We start from the raw sequence: 17,441 nt of genomic DNA, 5'->3' as shown, positions 1-17,441 counted from the left end.
ACCGTCGTGTATCAAACAAATCTCACAGACTCTCACTAAAAATGGAAAAGTTTCACAGCAGCAGTTTCAAAGATCCAATTAACCGCGATGAAGTTGAATTTAACGATAAGGGTGTCACATTCCGCGTCAGAAAGCTGATCGGTGGTACCGACAACTTTGTATTCTACTCCGACATTTCGGGCGTTGAGATCGACAATGGCCTGTTCTTTTCGACAGTACGCATCCTACCACGCGCCCGGCCCGAGATCATCATCAAGAACTTTACGAAGAGCGACGCCCGGCGTATCAAGGAATTGATTCTCCAGAATGTTCCCAGCCATCGCCCCGACGCATTTGGAGGTCCAACCCAAGGTGGAACGCTTCCGAGATAGAAATTTTTTCAAAAGTTTCTCTTTTGGTTGTCAGCAAGTTGCACGATCAATGAGCTTTTTAAAGAAAAATAATAACACTTTTTTTAAGAAAAGACTTGCGTGGTATCCGATTCCGACCTACTTTTGCACCACGATTCCCGAATAGCTCAGTCGGTTAGAGCATCTGACTGTTAATCAGAGGGTCGCTGGTTCGAGCCCAGCTTCGGGAGCACAAAGCCTCAAATCTTACGATTTGGGGCTTTTTTGGTTCCTGCTGTATCGAATTTTGTAACAGATAAACAATATCAAGTATGGATTCCTACGAACGAACATCGCTTTGGCAAAAAACACTAGCTTACCAAGGACAGGAAGATCCTCACAATGCTGAAAGGGAAACATTAAGAAATGCCTACAAATTATTTAGAGATAAAGCCCAGATTCTTGCATCCGAAATAAATAGATCTCTACCAGACTTTACAGTTCATGACATAACACATATCGATGCTTTGTGGGAAATGGCAGATCTTGTAACAGACTGCCCATACCCACTTACACCAACGGAAGCGTTTGTTTTGGGGGGGGCTTTTTTGATACATGATCTTGGAATGGGCTTAGCTGCATATCAAAATGGTATAGAGCAATTAAGAGATAATCAAACTTGGAAAGATACCTTAGCGGCTATATTAAAACGTAATGGACAATCACCAAACACTCCATTAGAAAATATCAGTACTGCCTTCCTAAATGAAGCTGATAGCGTTATGTTAAGAACACTTCATGCTAAACATGCAGTAAGTTTAGCTGAGTCCCCGTTTATATACAATGGTAATCAATATTACCTAATTGAGAATCTAGAACTAAGACAGTCATTTGGGCATTACATAGGTCAAATTGCTTACAGTCACTGGTGGGATATTGATAAGTTAGAAGCTGAATTCTACCACTTTAGTGGAGTCGCGGGAAAGTTCCCTAATGATTGGACGGTTGATCTTCTTAAATTAGCCTGTTTAATACGTGTTGCTGACGTCACTCAAATTGATGATAGACGTGCTCCGTTGTTTTTGCAAATTCTAAGAAAACCATACGGTTATTCAAGGCAACATTGGGATTTCCAAAGTAACTTAAATCAGCCAATACGGAGTAATGGTAGGCTTCGATATACATCGAAAGCTCCATTTAGAGAATCAGATGTAGATAGTTTTTGGACTTGCTATGAAACATTACAAGTAGTCGATAAAGAGCTAAATGATGTTGATGCCTTATTAACGTCAACTCGGCCAAATGCAAGACTAAATGTATTCGGAGTAGAGGGCGTTGGTACTCTGCATCATCTTGTCAAATTAATAAGGGTTGATGGTTGGACACCAATAGATACTTCTGTAAAAGTAGCCAACGTTGCAGATTTAGTTGGTAAGCTTGGAGGTGAACAACTTTATTCAAAAGATAAATTTATACCCATACGAGAATTGGTTCAGAATAGCCTAGATGCATTACAAGCAAGGCGTTTATTAGATGGCAATTCTCAAGATTGGGGAGATATACTTATCAAGTTTGATGAAGATAAATTTGGTTGCTACATTGAAATAGAAGACAATGGGGTGGGTATGTCTTCACAAGTTATAACAAAATCGTTCTTAAATTTTGGAGAATCGTTTTGGAGTTCTTCACTAATGCATGAGGAATTGCCCGGATTAGAATCTTCAAATTTTAACCCTGTAGGAAAATATGGTATAGGCTTCTATTCAGTGTTTATGCTTGGCAACCGAGTCATAGTAAGAACTAGAAAATATGATGCTGGCAGAAATGATACATTAGTATTAGATTTTAAAAATAACGTCAATAAACGCCCATTGCTAAGAAAAGCTCTTAGAGCCGAAGAACTAAAAGATGGTGGCACTTCGATTAAAATATGGTTACCTGATTTTAGATTATTCCAGAACGATTCTGATGGGATTTTGAAACCATCAAATTTTATAAATAAAGAATATTTAGAAGTACTATTAAAGATGAACTTCCCTTCTATAAGCGCAAATTTATCATTCAAAATAGGCACAGATAATCCCCAAAAAATTGTATCATCAAATGATTGGCTAAAAATAGAACCTTTAGAATTAATGCAACGCTTATTTAAAGAAACAGATTATAAAAATTCAAGCGAAGAAGATAAAAATAAGCTAGCTCATTATTTAGATAATATGAAAATAATTACCAACAAAGACAATAAGATACTTGGTAGAGCATTCATTTACGAAAACGAATTTTTCCAACTCGGTACTGGAATATTGAAAGGGGCTGTAACTGTAGGAGGAATTGCAAGCAACAGCCTTAATGGGATTGGAGGAATTTTAATAGGTAATTCTATTATGGCATCAAGAGAATTAGCTTTACCAGACATTGACGAAGAAACTCTCAGTAATTGGGCTAGCGAACAAGCATACCTTATAGAACAGAAAAAACACTTATTTACTCAAGAAACATTGCTAAGTTTAGCTGGCAATGTGCATAACCTTAGAGGCAACATACAAAACCTGCCATTCTGTTATGTGAATGACAAAATATTAAACTGCACAGAGTTAAAAAATTACATTTCTGAAAAAGACCTTACAGAAATTATCATCTCTGAAAGATGGCTTTTTGGTGAACATAAATATTATAAACTTCCACCAAATTTATCTCTATTCTACATAATGGAACCCATGCATTCGTATGTGATTAAGGATAAATATCTATCAAGGCAAATTCATTGGCCTGCGCAAAATTCCTATGAATGGTTTTATTCTAGGCTAAGGGGATTATTTTTAGAAACAATTGCAGAGGTATGGAACATTTCAAAATTAGAAGAGCTAATGGGTAGAAATGGCGTATTTTACGAAAACGAGAAAAATTCAATTGAAATACAAGATGAAGAAGGGCAGTTAATTAAGGTTGATACACACAAAATAATAAAGCCATTTCGCAATTAAAAACTACTCCGTCTAAACTCAACAGCAATAGGGTAAGTTTAAAATATCCTATTGCTGAATACTATTTTTACTTTTTCCTTAGCCTTAAATGCGCCTTTTGACACCCTTGACAGCAAAAAGTAGCATCAATCCTTTTGCCTTCAAATTCCTTACTACAGTATAGACACTTCTTGGTATAGAAGAAATTGGTGAACTCTTCTGTGTATCTTCCAAAGTCAGGATTGTAATGATTAATGATTCTACCTTTCTCAACTTTTTCAAACTGATAGTTACGTAGTCCGTTTTTGCCTTGTTTAACTTTATTATTTGTCTTCATTTCAATGTACGCGTTAAATCTGTGTAAAGCCTGTATTACCGATGCATTATTGGTGGTTAAAGCCTTGCTTATATTACCAAAAGCCTTGAAAAAGCCTCGCTAAAGCCACATAAAAGCCTATTACTGCTGCTTATGTAATATGATGGTGTAGCAAGTGTTCATTTAAGTCTTTGCTATTGGGGTAATAATGAGAACAATCTTTAACATTGACTCCTGCTTGGATAAGCCGTTCCAACGCCCGCTTCCCTGAATGATCATTATCAAAAAAAGCATTTATAGTAACGAACTTTGAAGTAATTGGTAGGGCGTTACTGAGGAAAGAAAGGGAGTTCAGAACAATGGTTGGATTTTTAAGCTTTAAGACGTTGAACCATTCACAGCAAGACAGAAAATCAAATACTCCTTCAAAGACGTTTACAGCGTTCGTTTCTTGCCCTGTAATCAACGTAAACCATTTGGGAGTTGTACAACCCTTGAAGTACTGGCTACGTAGCTCATAGCCGCCTTTATCATTGCCAAACCCAACAGCGTAATACTGTTTCTCTCCTACTTGGTAATGAACCTCCTGCAAATACGTAACGGCTATATGATCCGAGATTTTTCGGCTTGCTACATAAGCCAATAACACCCGGTTTCGTAAGGGCTGGACACTAATGATTTTAACGGCTGATTGCTTCTCCTGATAGGATACTTGACCGCTAAAAGAAAAGGATTGTGTTGCATCTGGTTTGATTACCTCTAACGTTTCAACGGCTTGCATAAAGCTACAATCCTTTACATATTGAACAAGTCGAATGATATCGCCTTGTTCCCCTACCCCACTGTAATCGTGAAAGACGTTCTTTTGCGGATTGACAAAGAAGGAAGGAGTATGTTCTTCATTTTTGGGCGAATAGTAAACTAGTTCTACTCCTTGCGTCTTCACAGGCTGAAATCCCTGTTCACTCAAGTAGTGAGTAATAGGAATCCTTTTCAACTGCTCAATCTGCGCTTTCGTTCTCATTGCTTTTTCTTTAGCGGTGAAAAACTTTCTTACTCGCTTACTCAATCAATAAACTTCTCTCAATCAGTCATTTGCCTTCAAATTTTCGAGTAAGGAATATTACTTCTTCACTCGGTTTTCTGATTAATTTCGAGCTACAAGACATTTCGAGTGATCAGCTATCTACTCAAATATATCTTCATAAGTATCTGATTATTAATAAGAAGTATTACTTCGAGTAAGCGAGTAAGTAACTTTACTTAAATTTGATAAAGTAGCCTTTTACTGTGTAGCCTTTCTTGCTGTTATAATTGGTCTCTTGTGCAAAACCCATTACCTGCATGGCTCTGCCTATTTGCGCTCGATGGAGCCGCAAGGACGTTTTCGTTCGTAAATATTCTTCTATATCAGAGGCTGTACAGAAAACAGCTTCACTATCTCCTTTTTCGCTTGGTAGGTAGTGTTTTCTAATGACTTCCATTTCGGTAGTAGTCCGTAAAAAACGCCGGTTTAGCACCTCCTGATGATTAACTTCGTCTTGAGTCATATTGCAGTTAAAACATGAACCATTAAGCAGTGCCAGTCCTTGTGCCCAAACTCGATCAATATCAACTATAGCCGCGTAACCTTCTGGCCCTCCGGCATCATGTTGAATATGTTTGACGACGAACGGTAACCAGCGAACGTTGCCTGTTTCGTCGGTCAAAAACTCAAATTGGTTTGTACTAGCCACGAAGCTTGCCCGACGTGGTGAAGGAGTTTCGATGTTCTGAAAGAGTAGCCGAAACTTAACCGTGCTTTCGGAAAGCACGGTTTTAAATTCATTATTCAACTCCTTCTTATCGAAAGAGGCTAACTCATCCAGATTGATAAAGAAGTTTTGAATCAACGAGAACTTTCCGTCCTTATGACCAAAATCAAAACCCTTTTTAGAGTAGCCTTTTAAACCGTCAGGAATAAGAAAGTCTAAGAAAGTGGTTTTACCATCATTCTGCTTACCTACCAGCGTCAAACATTGCTTATTGAATGGAATTCGGCCAATCGCTTGTCCAACGGCCCGGACCAACCACTTTTTAAACATAGGCTTCCACCAAATTTGATCGTCAGTTTGCACAAAGTCGGCTAACTGGTCGATATGGTCAGGTTGTGATTTATTCCAAATAGGTAGGCTATCAAAATAGGTAATGAATGGATCGTACTTGGGAATGTGCTTTGAACCGAATAGAGCTTGTAAAGGCTGTTTAAAATTATTTAATCCGTACTCAAATAACTCTAATTCAATGTCGGCCATATTGACTAATTCCCACTCAGTAGCCGTTTTACCCTTTCGCTCTAGCTGGTTAGAGACAATGTTTATCCGGTATTCGTATTCAGCAAACAGATAATGCTGAATTCTATAGATAATAGGCTTGCTTTCAGCCTTTTGCTTGCTGTTATTATTAGAATCCATAAATTTGTAGTAGAAAAAAGTTGAGTTGAAAAAGCACGGCCTAGTTAGGCTGTGCTTTTTTGTTTAGACTGCTTCGTTTAGAGGCTCTTCACCATTTTTACGGGCTTGAAATTCATTAATGTGCCGAATAACCGCTTCTTCTGTACGCTCAGTATAATATTGCTCGGTTGTACTGGTCTTCTTATGGCCTAGCATCGTTGCTACACTTGTCAATGGTACACCGTTCGCGATATAGAAAGAAGCGCATGTTTTACGAGCCACATGGGTAGTTAGACGAACCGATATTTTACAAATGGCTTGTATCTCCTTTAGAATTCGGTTCATAACCTGATTGGCATAAACAGGTAGAAGTCGGTTATTAAATACGCAATCGTAATTATCACGATACTTGTGAAGAATTTGTAAAGCTTTAGGCACTAACGGTATAACACATAAATTGCCGTTTTTACCCCGTTTAATCTTGATAAGCTGGCTACCGTTTTCCAGCGTTACTACATGAGAAGCATCCAATTGGCTTACATCAACGTAGGCTAAACCTGTGTAGCAAGAAAATAGGAAAACGTCTTTCACATAATTATACTCTCGGCCAACGAAGCTCATATTCTCTAGTGTTCGTATATCAGCTTCTTTTAGAGCAACAACGTCTTTGCGTTCTCGTCTAGGCTTGAAGAAAGCAAATGGATTACGTTCTAGCCACTCATTAGCAATAGCGTAGTTAAACGTTCTTTTCAAAAACTCAGCGTGTAATACAGCATGATTGTGCCCGTGTCCAAACGTTCGTTTGCAGAAATTAACCAAGTTTTGAGCGTCTGCTAATTTTAGTTCGCTCAGTCTTAAGTGTGGGTTGCTATGATGAGATAGAACGTATTGCTTTATACGTTGTACAATATATCGTTTCTTCTCAACCGTCTTTTGTTCATAATCGATACCTTTCAAAGCTTCAAACTCATTCATAAAGAAACCTTCTATGCACTCAATGAGTGTTGGCACGCTAGGATCAGCACTCGCTTTCTGTAGCACTACATTCTTAAGCTCTCTTAGATCGGGCGTTCGCTTTGTTAACAGGAAGTCAGTATACACCCGTTGAAAGTCGGCCCGTAACGCCTGTAGTAGATTCGTAGCTGATTCATTGCCCTCAATGATAAACGCTTTCTTGTCTAACTGCTTGGGCCGACAGGTCAAGCCGGTTGAAAAAGCAATGCTTTTACCATTGCAGAAAAGCTTGAGATAAAGGTTTGTACCCCGTAAGTAAGGTTGAACAGTCAATCGTTTCAGCCGTTTGTCTTTTGATGATGAGTCGGCTTGTTTTAGCTTTGTCATAATAGATCAATAGATTGAAGGTTTAGCCCTGTACCGCCTGGCCGCGTTACAGGGCTTTTTGTTTAAATCAGACTTTCTAAGGACACGCCGAAAAATTCGGAAAGGTTACGGGCTTCAAAACCCATAATAGGTTTCTCTGCTCTAAGCAATTGACCAAATCGCTTTTGATTAATGCCTACCTTCTGATAGAAGCGCGTATCTGGTTTGAATCGACCACTGATGCGGCTTTCATAATCTTGTAAAGCTTCTTTTACCGGATACTTTTCCATAATGTATAAAATGTTTAGCGTTAATTCTAAATATTAACGTCACAAATCTATACTATCATGGAATATTATTCCAAATATTTACCACATAAATTGTACAAAATTTTTTACATAATTTTGCATAGCTCTAAAAATCAAGCACATGGAAGTATCAAATAATATACGTTCAATACGAGAAAGGAAGGGATTAACACAAGTAGATGTAGCGAATCGGATGGGAACTGAGCGCAGCAACTACGCTAGATTAGAGAATAGAGACGTTAATTTGACGCTAAAGCAGGTACAGGAGATAGCCGATGCCTTAGAAGTGTCTATCTACGAGATCATAGGCATGCCACAAGTCGAAGACTTGAAAGGGGAGCAAACCGAAACTTCACAAAGGTTAGAAGAGCGCCTAAAAATGACCGAAGACGTATTGAAGGAGAAGAGAAAGAATATCAAGTATTATAAATCCTTCATAGAATGGACAAGGGATAAATTTATAATGCAGTTTGCCTTATCCGTTTTGCATACAGCTAAAAAGCTTGAAATACGTGAAATAGACCTTGAAGAAGAAGACGAACTAGATTTAGCCTTAATAGCAAAGTTTAAGTTTACAGACGAAGAGCTTAGACAGGTAGGTGATTATTTATTCAGTTATGATGCTACTGATTACTTCCTTAACGAGTTTATCGCTTCATCAGGATTTATTACTGAGAAGTGGTACATCGATGCTTACAAGCGAATGAAGCGCAGAGACAAAGAGCAATTCAACTTTAGCGAAGTGAAGAACTGGGTGGGTAGTGTTTTTGAATTTTTGGAAGAAGAGTAATCTTTAATACACAAATTTTTTCAAAATGAAGTAAAATATTTCATGATGAATATTCTTATTTATTAAGCATCTAATATTCGTTTAACTTCATCCCACACTATGCTATTGTTAATTACTTGCGATAACGTTTCCTCAGTCCAGTATTTAAAGGCACTTTCGGATGAGTCATCAAACTCCGTATGTTTTTCTAAATTAGGATTAATTCTTACATGGTTGCTTTTTGATAATATTTTCATTTGATATTCAACAGCCTGACCATTAGCTTGCATCATAGCTGTAATTAAAGGTTTAGCCCATTTGGCTTCTCCCCATTTCGTGGCTTTAAAGCTTTCGCTCTTTATTTGGTTTACAATTCCTGTACCTAGTGAAAGTACATATACGTCATTAAATGGATAATTTGCCTCCTCCGATACATTTTTGTACAAGGTGTCATTACTATTTGATAGTACTTCAACCAAAGCAGCAAGTGATGGATTGTTCAAAAAAATACCACCATCTATGCAATCCATTCTTAATGGTTGCTCATTCGCAAAAGCAAGAAAATTAAATGAGAAAGGAGGAAAGTATGTTGGAGCAGCAGAAGTAGCTCTACATATGTCTTTTAAGTAAAAGTTTTTTTGTATATGGTAGTCGTTACTAGTGGGATTTACAAATCGACTGGTGAAATACAACGGTTGATAACTTCTGAAATCATAACTAGTTATTAAAATTGGTTTTCTACAATCGTTTAATTTTTTTTCTCCTAGAATAGCGTTAAATGTCTTTTCTAACCCTGAACTATCGTATTTCGGATAAACATAGTCCTTTAATTGAAGAAAACGGCCTGTTCTAGGGGGGAAGATATTAATAGCATTATTCTTGTATAAATCTATAACTTCTTGTACAGTAAATTTTGACTCGTTAGGCTTATTCTCTCTTTTTAATGCAAGAGCACTTGCAACTAGTCCCCCAGTTGAAGTGCCCGCAATCAGATCAAATATATCTGCAATACTCTTAGATGTAATCTGCTCTATTTTGTTCAGTATAAGTAGAGGAATGATTCCTCTTAATCCACCGCCATCTATACTTAATATTTTAAATGGCATTACGCTAATTGCTTTTCCATTAGGTTAACTAAATTACTAGCAATTGTTTTTTTATAACTTTCAATAATATCTTCGTTTACTTCTTCTACTGAGATTTTCGTACCCCACTCTTTAGATAATCCTTCACTTATTACTATTTGGTTATTTTTTGGATAACCCTCTACTAATAAGTACGGATCTGATAATAGATTCCACTTCTTGTCTACATCATGAAAAACGATTTGCGTAGATAAGTAACTTTCATTCTGTAAGTCTGAAACTACAAAATCTAGTTTACTTCCTGATGTCGATAATATGTTATTTAAATCAGTTATTAACGGATTAATAACTGATTCGTTAAGCTTAATATAATTTTCCCTAAATGTGTCCAAGGGGGATTTGCCTTTTACTCCACTTTTTTTAGCTTCAGCAAAGCGTTCAGCTAAATTTTCGACTTTTTCCTGAAAATCTTCCATAACGTTGTCATTTTTTTCACATAACTGAGGCTTATTGTTCTCAGCATGACTTTTGAAAATACCGAACGAGCTTACTGCTGTCATTCTATTTACTAGGTACGAACGAAAGACACTCATAGTACTTAATTATTAAATTTTCTCCTTATATGACAGCTAAAAAATGACTCGTAAAGCTATAACACTTTTTTTATATAGCAAGTTTTATTTATTAGTTTTTATTTTATGTAGTCTACACGCAAATAAAATATATGTAAAATCTTGATTTTCAGATGTTTACATATATAAATAAACAATTTATCATAATATACGTTATACTAGGTTTTGCTTGTAAATCTTATAAACCGAGTTTTTACTAATATACCGGCCGATATGTTAAGAAACAGTATTATGATGCTGTAACATGTTTAATCAAACAGATTGGAAGTAGAGACTTATATTATAGACCCTTCATTTGATACAAAGTGGATTAGCAAGACGTTATGGAAGCATAGTGCATCAGGCCCACCAGCCTTACATAATCACAATTCTCCTAAGAGTATCGACCTGATAGACACTCGCTTGGCCCGTAATATCTACTATGAATACATATATCTGATTAAAAGCAATTTTACAAGAGAAAACATATATAATGTTTTAAAGTGATACATTTTTCAATACAGCTGTATTCACTTAGATACATACAAACTATTGACTGTCAACAAGTTAATTATTCAACCTTATAAGTTTCGATATATGTATTATATAATGATATGGACATTCACACAAAAAAAAGTTTAATGGCTTGACTATCAGGTTTTTATGAGAAATAGATTATACCAGCTTCGGGAGCCAAACAAAAAGCGCTTAGCAGAAATGTTAAGCGCTTTTTGTTTATATATACTTCAAGTTGGCTTCTTACATAGAAGGAAGGAGCGTTTTCATAGGTGCTTCTTCAAGTAATGGCCCATTCTCCTTCACAACTCTTTGCTTTTCTTTTGCGCTATCAGCCTGATTCTCTAGCTAAAGAGATTAAATATGATAGAATGCCAGAATGCATCATTTAACTATAAGTGATTTCCAAGCCTGGTTTTACCTGTGCTTGTTCATGTTAATGCTCGACTTGAAAATTGGGTGGGGCTCATTGTTTAGTCTCGTAGTGCTGTTTGCTGCCCTAACCGTTGTTTTATCGAATTGATCATCTCACCTAGAGCCATATCTATATTAGCTAGCCACATCGTTTTGTACTTATCATCGGTTGTCGTACGGTATTGATTGATAGGGAGCCAGCCTGCCTTACCGCGTAGCTCTAGATTGGTAACCCAAATTTTTGTGCTGTCTGGGCTGTTGTTAACAGTCAGATAGAAGCTGACGGGAGGAAAGTTGATCTGCTCACCCGATTGGTCGTATAATCGCTTATAGGGCAATTTGCCTACGTATAAAAGATCATTCTTGTTTTCAATCGGGACCAGTGGATGTAGGTCAAAGATAGGTGAATAGCTGTTGACCCACTGACGCATTCGAGCGTTGGCTTCGTCCGATGGCGTTACGGTGCGGCTGAAGGACAAAGATCGGACGGTCGTATTGTGTCGATCGAGTATCCTATTCGTCGAAGAAGTGCTTAGCGTGACAGATTTAGGCGTGGTACAGCCGGAGAGGGCAACAAGAAGAAGTAATAGTTTTTTCATAGTACGTTACGGAATTTACCAGTAGACGTACTATGAAGCCATTTGCCACAAAATAGCGTAAAAAAAAGCACATGCATGAAACCAAGCTGCACTCGTAGAAAAGCAGTCGTTCTGCTGGGGCAAGTATGCGAATACAACCCTAGTCCGTCCCCCCTTGATCTTTCCTTATACAAAGCGCATCAACGACTAAACTAAATCATACAGGTTGGGGTCTTATTCCATCTTCGTTCTTGAATAATGGAGCCAGTCAGTATAGGCTAACTGGCTCTCGAAACGTTAAGAGTTGCGTAGCTGGTATAATTCTAGCTGCAATCGTGTAACCTGTTTGCAACAGTACCTTAGTTGGTCTGTAGGTGCGTGAGCGTCCCGTAGATAGTCCTGTAATTGAAGCCAATCATTCAGATGCCGCTCAATAAGTGCCAAAGCGGTCGTATCGGGATCGAGTTTTGGCGTTTCTTTAGCTAGTTGATCGTCCATCGTCATTAATAGGGTTGGGTTAGTTCAAGAGTTAATTCATTGTACTGAATTCATTAGATTCAACTACAACTAACGAAGGAGGATTTCTTCCTAACAATTGTTTGGCGTATTGATCAACAGTAATTAATTGGTCCTTTTGCGTGATAAAATCATAAATTCTGTTGCTTATCACGTGATTTCCAAAGATTGACTGTGGTAGCGGTAGAGCCTCCCACGTAATTCTTTAAACCGACACCACGACGCTAGTTGCTTCTGTAACTAAGGTGGAAGCGTTCAGGTATTTACAGACTTACAACCGGCTAAGAAAACTGCTATCACGCTTTTTCGCCCTTGTTGGACACCTCGCTCAGGTATGATAGTGTATTGTTACCAGAAACGACAACAACGGATTTACAGCAAAGGAAGTATCTTCAGCACATCCTGCGCTGGCGAACCAGATCTATAGCTATCTGTTCGCCTACGTTATAAATTCAAGCCTTTGTATGACGACTAGCCTATAAGATAAAAACAGATGGTGGCAAATCAGCGATAGCGACAATTCGGATAGTGATCTAACTTTAGTATAACATATCCCCCTTTCAGTAAATATAGTCTACGCTTATTTTTATTTGATGCCTACTTCTGTTATTTATGTTACCGTTACAAAATTATAATCTGGGTTAGGAAGGTTGTATAAACGAGTTGCTAGTCAGTAGCTCGTTTTTTGTTCACTTTGTCTAGAAGAGTATGATAGACCTTCCAAAAAGCAAAAAGCGCCTAATTGAGCGCTTTACAGATAATATCACTAAGAGCGGTTCTGTTTTAACTTCGAAGGCCGCTGCGGCAACGTTACTGACTCCCACCAGTAGCGCCGAAACGAGTAAAATCGAGTTAGCCATTCCTGATAAACCGTAGGTTTGACGATGTACGACGTTATGCCCAAGCCATATGACCTGGATACAACATCCTGATCCTGGGAGCGACTTAGTATAACAACGGGGACTTGCCGATAGATAGCGTCGGCTTTGATAGCTTCCAATAATGCTAATCCGCTTTCCTGATCAGGCAGACACAACTCGAGAAGGATTAGCAGCGGTAATTTGTTTGGGGAGGTGTTGGATAGGTATTCCAACGTTTGATCGGCGTCGCTCAGCCAGATTGGCTCAACTTCTGGGAAACATTGTGCTAAGGCTGACTTTATAATTGTCCACTGATCAATATTATCTTCAACGACCAGAATCGGTAACTGAACTGACTTTCGACGTATTGGTGTGGCAATTTTGCCCATGTATAGACTTTAAATTTATCGATGATCGGCTCTGGCTTATGCCATGCAGCATACATACGCTATTTATGCTAAGTTGGATTGATTTGCCCGCCCTTACTAAACCAATAATCGGCAAATATAAAGATAGTAGTAACGACACAATGTACCTCGATAGCCACTGCGCGATTGTTGCGGCTGTCGTTCAGTCAATTCACCGTTGTTATTCTTCGTATACCTTCTACCAAACTGCGAATCGTCAAGATGACCTTCGTAACAACCAGTGATCTGATGCAGGGATCGCCACGATTAAGAAATGCCTGCTTGAGCCATTCTATAGATAGTTAGGATACTTATCTCATCATCTTCCGGTTAGGCAGTAACAGAAACAAAGAAGCCGAAAAAGTTTCCTTTTCCGGCTTCTTTGGCAAAGTATATGGCTGTTTTTAAGCTAGCTTTTTTTCCCACTCTTCAGCTTCGAGCATGGCGGTTTCCCACTCGTCCTGAAGCTGGCTAATCTGCGCTTTCACCCGGCTGTACTCGTCGTTTTTGGCCTGCATCAGCTTGTCGTCGCCGTAGGTAGCGGGATCGGCCAGTTCAGTTTCGAGCCGCTTCTTGCGCTCCTCCAGCTGGCCGATTTTCGTTTCTGATTCTTCTGCCTGCTGATTCAGCTTTTTCAGTGTCTTCTGCCACTCCCGTCGTTCGTCGTCGGAGCCACTTTTCTTGCCGTTGACAGCACCATTGGTTGCAGCGGGTTTTGTCGGAGCGGGTGGTGCCTCGGCTTTACCGGCTTTGCGCTCCTCCATCCACCATTCGTATTCATCGTAGGTACCGTGGTATTCCTTAATCTGTTCGTCTTCGATGTACCAGATTTTGTTGGCAATCTGCGACACGAAGTACCGGTCGTGCGAGACGACAACATACGTGCCTTCGTACTGCTCCAACGCCTGAATCAGGATGTTTACCGATTGCATATCCAGGTGGTTGGTCGGCTCGTCAAGCAGCAGGAAATTGGCCTGTGAAAGCAGTACCTTTGCCAGCGCTACCCGCGATTTTTCGCCCCCCGACAGGACTTTAATTTTCTTGAATACTTCGTCGTTGGAGAACAGAAAGCAACCCAGGACACCCCGAAGTTCGCCTTCGCTCTTGGTCGGGTTAGCGTGTTTCAGTTCGTCGAGCAACGTATCTTCCACGCTCAGTGATTCGAGTTGGTGCTGCGCGTAGAAACTGAATGATACGTTGTGACCTAGTTGCCGATTCCCTTCGTTGACCGGCTCCGAGCCCGAAATGATGCGCAACAGTGTCGACTTACCGCGCCCGTTGGCACCGATCAAAGCGACCTTATCGCCCCGTTCGAGCCGGATGTCCGCTCTTGTCAGAATCTTTTTCGGACCATATGCTTTCGTAACATCGTCCAGGTGCAGGATATGGCGGCCCGGCTGGGTCGAAAATTGGAATTTAAAGTTTACCCGCGCCGATTCGTCAATCACGTCGTCGACTCGTTCCATACGGGCCAGTTGCTTCACCCGGCTTTGCGCCTGCTTGGCCTTTGTTGCCTGCGCTTTGAAGCGTTCGATAAAGCGTTCGGTCTGCCGGATTTTGGCCTGCTGATTCTCGTAAGCACCTTTCTGAATTTCGTTACGCAACGCCTTCTCTTCCAGATAGAACGAGTAATTGCCCGCGTAGTAGTTCAGCTTGGCGTTGGCCACTTCGACCGTCACATCGATTACGTTGTCGAGGAATTCACGGTCGTGGGATACAACGATAACAGCGCCTTCGTAGGTCTGAATGTATTTTTCTACCCATTGAATCGAGGGTAGGTCAAGGTGGTTGGTTGGCTCGTCAAGCATGAGCAGCGACGGCTTTTGCAACAGCAGTTTCGCCAGCATCACGCGCATCCGCCAGCCCCCCGAAAATTGCCGGAGTGGCTTTTGCAGATCTTCCGTCGAGAAGCCGAGCCCCTCCATAATTTCCTCTGCCCTCGACTGTACCGAGTAGCCATCGAGCGCTTCGAACTCCTCCTGCAACTTACCCAGCTTATCCACCAGTTCGTCTTTGTAATCGGTCTCCATTTCGTGGAGTACTTCATCGATCTGTTTTTGAAGCTTGTTCTGCCGCTCAAACGCCTGCATGGCTACCGACAGAATCGAGTCTTCGGTCTGGTACGACAGCAAATCTTGGTTGAGGAAGCCCAGCGTTACGTCGCCTGCTTTGGAGATGGTCCCGCCATCGGCCTGATACTCCCCGTTGATAATTCGCAGCAGAGTCGATTTGCCCGTGCCGTTGAGACCGATTAGTCCGATTTTCTGGTTAGGCTTGATGTGGAGCGAGGCATTTTCATAAAGAGCCCGGCTACCAAGGTAGTACGATAGGTTGGTAATGGAAATCATAGCGCAAATTTACCAAAAATAGAACGGATAGTTGCGTTATTAAATTCCATTCTGTTATATTTGCACCCGCAAATGCAGTAAAAAGCCTCCTTAGCTCAGCTGGTAGAGCGACGCATTCGTAATGCGTAGGTCGCAGGTTCGAATCCCGTAGGAGGCTCTATTTTTGAATAAAGGCTAATCAGTTTACGAGCGTAATAGCTCTAAATCAACTGGTTAGCCTTTTTCTGTTTATTGTACCTTATCTTTTATAATAAAGTATTGTATAGTAAAACCGTCCCCTATTCCGTCCCCCTGTATTGATCTAGTTCGTATCTTGGTAGTGACCAAACCAAGTTAGCATGAAAACTATATCCGATAAGGATATTAAGCTCCTTTTGAAGGACATCCGCGCCGAACGACCAACCCTGATAAATCTCGTTTTTCGTTTCGACAATTCCCGGTTTAAAATTTCGACGGGTCAAACGATTGAACCCTATCAATGGGATACAAAAGCTCAGCGAGCCTATACAAACCAAAAGGGACGGGCAGCTCGAGAACCCTTTGAAACAATCAACGCTCACCTTGACCGCTGGCGTTCCGCCACTAAAAAAGTACTGAACGCGTTACAATTGGCGCAAATTCCGCTTGATAATGAAACGATCAAACAACATCTTGAAGCTGAATTAGGGCGCTCAAAAAAGGCTAAATCACCAGAGAGTATAGCTATAGAGGCTGAATCGTTTACGGCCTACATAGAGCGTTTTGTTCAAGAAGCCCAGGCCGGGAAACGACTTAATGCCCGCAGTGTACATTATGCCGCTTATACCTTGGCTGGCTATATGAAGCTGAAACGTATTCTGGATCGCTACCGGATCGAGACAGGCAACTCGGTTGATTATACTGCCTTTAGCCTTGATTATTACAATAACTTCAAATTGTGGCTAACTGGGAGAGGATTAACGCTCAACTATGTCGGCACGTTGTTAAAAGATTTGAAAGTGATGCTGAAGCAGTCCCATTACGACGGGATGCATATAAATATGATATTTCAGCATCGCGATTTTAAGAAGCTAGTCGAAGAGGTTGATAACGTCTATTTAACAGATGATGACCTAACCAATCTATATAATCTGAATCTATCGAATACCCCCCGCCTGGATAGAGTACGCGACCTGTTTTTGATTGGCTGTTATACGGGGTTACGCTTTTCTGACTTTTCCGAGCTACGGCCAGAGAACATTACTCACAATGGCCGGATTTTGACGCGTAAAACGCTTAAAACGTCGGAGCGGGTTTCTATACCTCTCAACCCAAAAATACTCTCTATCCTCAACAAGTATGAAGGTATCCCCCCGCGAACGATTACTAATCAGAAAATGAATGATTATCTGAAAGAGTTGTGTCGTTTGGCGGGCCTAGTTGAATCTGTAGAAGTCAGTCGAACCAAAGGCGGAAAGAAAGAAACTAGATACGTTGAGAAATGCGAAATGGTCACAACCCATACAGCACGCCGTTCGTTTGCTACCAATGCATTTCTGGCTAAAGTCCCTACGGTATCGATCATGAAGATTACCGGCCATCGCTCGGAAGCGGTGTTTCTTCGCTATATCAAGATTTCATCGGAGCAAAACGCACTGCTGATGCTCGAACATGAGCATTTCAAATAACCACTCTTGAAGTAGTGCTATCG

At 40.1% G+C, this 17,441-nt stretch carries 13 protein-coding genes and 2 tRNA genes; 6 read left to right on the top strand and 9 right to left on the bottom strand.

Going from position 1 to position 17,441, the window contains the following annotated elements:
* Nucleotides 1-41: 41 nt before the first annotated feature.
* The 3 genes from M0L20_RS14935 (at nt 42) to M0L20_RS14925 (ending at nt 3,313) form a co-directional block, all read left to right on the top strand.
* On the top strand, nt 42-371 hold the full coding sequence (locus M0L20_RS14935; protein WP_232561717.1) for a hypothetical protein: 330 nt from the start codon (nt 42-44) through the stop codon (nt 369-371).
* Nucleotides 372-506: 135 nt separating this feature from the next.
* Nucleotides 507-580 (top strand) — tRNA-Asn (locus M0L20_RS14930).
* Between the two features lie 81 nt (nt 581-661).
* Nucleotides 662-3,313: an HD domain-containing protein gene (locus M0L20_RS14925; RefSeq protein WP_248477744.1), complete on the top strand. Its 2,652-nt coding sequence runs from the start codon at nt 662-664 to the stop codon at nt 3,311-3,313.
* Nucleotides 3,314-3,759: 446 nt separating this feature from the next.
* Here the strand turns inward: M0L20_RS14925 and M0L20_RS14920 are convergent, their stop codons facing one another.
* The 4 genes from M0L20_RS14920 to M0L20_RS14905 all read right to left on the bottom strand — a co-directional run bounded on the left by M0L20_RS14920 (nt 3,760) and on the right by M0L20_RS14905 (nt 7,650).
* Entirely contained in the window at nt 3,760-4,632 is an 873-nt protein-coding gene (locus M0L20_RS14920) for a DUF8464 domain-containing protein (RefSeq protein WP_248477743.1), read from the bottom strand.
* Nucleotides 4,633-4,867: 235 nt separating this feature from the next.
* The gene (locus M0L20_RS14915; protein WP_248477741.1) at nt 4,868-6,061 is read right to left on the bottom strand and encodes a virulence-associated E family protein; all 1,194 of its coding nucleotides are present in this window, start codon (nt 6,059-6,061) and stop codon (nt 4,868-4,870) included.
* 63 nt (nt 6,062-6,124) lie between these two features.
* Nucleotides 6,125-7,381: a site-specific integrase gene (locus tag M0L20_RS14910; protein WP_248477739.1), complete on the bottom strand. Its 1,257-nt coding sequence runs from the start codon at nt 7,379-7,381 to the stop codon at nt 6,125-6,127.
* 62 nt (nt 7,382-7,443) lie between these two features.
* A complete protein-coding gene (locus M0L20_RS14905) occupies nt 7,444-7,650 on the bottom strand; it encodes a hypothetical protein (protein ID WP_248477737.1) in 207 nt (68 codons plus the stop codon).
* 139 nt (nt 7,651-7,789) lie between these two features.
* Between M0L20_RS14905 and M0L20_RS14900 the strand changes: the two genes are divergently transcribed.
* Nucleotides 7,790-8,458 carry a helix-turn-helix domain-containing protein gene (locus tag M0L20_RS14900; RefSeq protein WP_248477735.1) on the top strand — a complete coding sequence of 223 codons (669 nt, stop codon included), beginning with the start codon at nt 7,790-7,792 and terminating at the stop codon, nt 8,456-8,458.
* Between the two features lie 62 nt (nt 8,459-8,520).
* Here M0L20_RS14900 and M0L20_RS14895 read toward each other — a convergent pair whose 3' ends face one another.
* The 5 genes from M0L20_RS14895 to M0L20_RS14875 form a co-directional block, all read right to left on the bottom strand.
* The gene (locus tag M0L20_RS14895; RefSeq protein WP_248477733.1) at nt 8,521-9,543 is read right to left on the bottom strand and encodes a patatin-like phospholipase family protein; all 1,023 of its coding nucleotides are present in this window, start codon (nt 9,541-9,543) and stop codon (nt 8,521-8,523) included.
* Complete coding sequence (locus M0L20_RS14890) at nt 9,543-9,998, bottom strand: hypothetical protein (protein ID WP_248477731.1); 456 nt, start codon at nt 9,996-9,998, stop codon at nt 9,543-9,545. The genes M0L20_RS14895 and M0L20_RS14890 overlap by 1 nt, the downstream gene beginning before the upstream one ends.
* Nucleotides 9,999-11,122: 1,124 nt before the next feature.
* Nucleotides 11,123-11,662 carry a hypothetical protein gene (locus M0L20_RS14885; protein ID WP_248477730.1) on the bottom strand — a complete coding sequence of 180 codons (540 nt, stop codon included), beginning with the start codon at nt 11,660-11,662 and terminating at the stop codon, nt 11,123-11,125.
* A 1,261-nt stretch (nt 11,663-12,923) separates the two neighbouring features.
* On the bottom strand, nt 12,924-13,406 hold the full coding sequence (locus M0L20_RS14880) for a response regulator (RefSeq protein ID WP_232561682.1): 483 nt from the start codon (nt 13,404-13,406) through the stop codon (nt 12,924-12,926).
* Between the two features lie 422 nt (nt 13,407-13,828).
* Complete coding sequence (locus tag M0L20_RS14875) at nt 13,829-15,772, bottom strand: ABC-F family ATP-binding cassette domain-containing protein (RefSeq protein ID WP_232561681.1); 1,944 nt, start codon at nt 15,770-15,772, stop codon at nt 13,829-13,831.
* A gap of 84 nt (nt 15,773-15,856) precedes the next feature.
* Here M0L20_RS14875 and M0L20_RS14870 point away from each other — a divergent pair.
* Together M0L20_RS14870 and M0L20_RS14865 are read left to right on the top strand one after the other, a co-directional pair.
* Nucleotides 15,857-15,929: transfer RNA gene (locus M0L20_RS14870), tRNA-Thr, on the top strand.
* A 181-nt stretch (nt 15,930-16,110) separates the two neighbouring features.
* On the top strand, nt 16,111-17,418 hold the full coding sequence (locus tag M0L20_RS14865) for a site-specific integrase (protein ID WP_248477728.1): 1,308 nt from the start codon (nt 16,111-16,113) through the stop codon (nt 17,416-17,418).
* Nucleotides 17,419-17,441 lie beyond the last annotated feature (23 nt).

It is taken from the genome of Spirosoma liriopis (genome assembly GCF_023196085.1).
Classification (GTDB): domain Bacteria; phylum Bacteroidota; class Bacteroidia; order Cytophagales; family Spirosomataceae; genus Spirosoma; species Spirosoma oryzicola.
The sequence above is the reverse complement of the archived record's forward strand: the minus strand, read 5'-3'. Positions and strand labels throughout refer to the sequence as shown.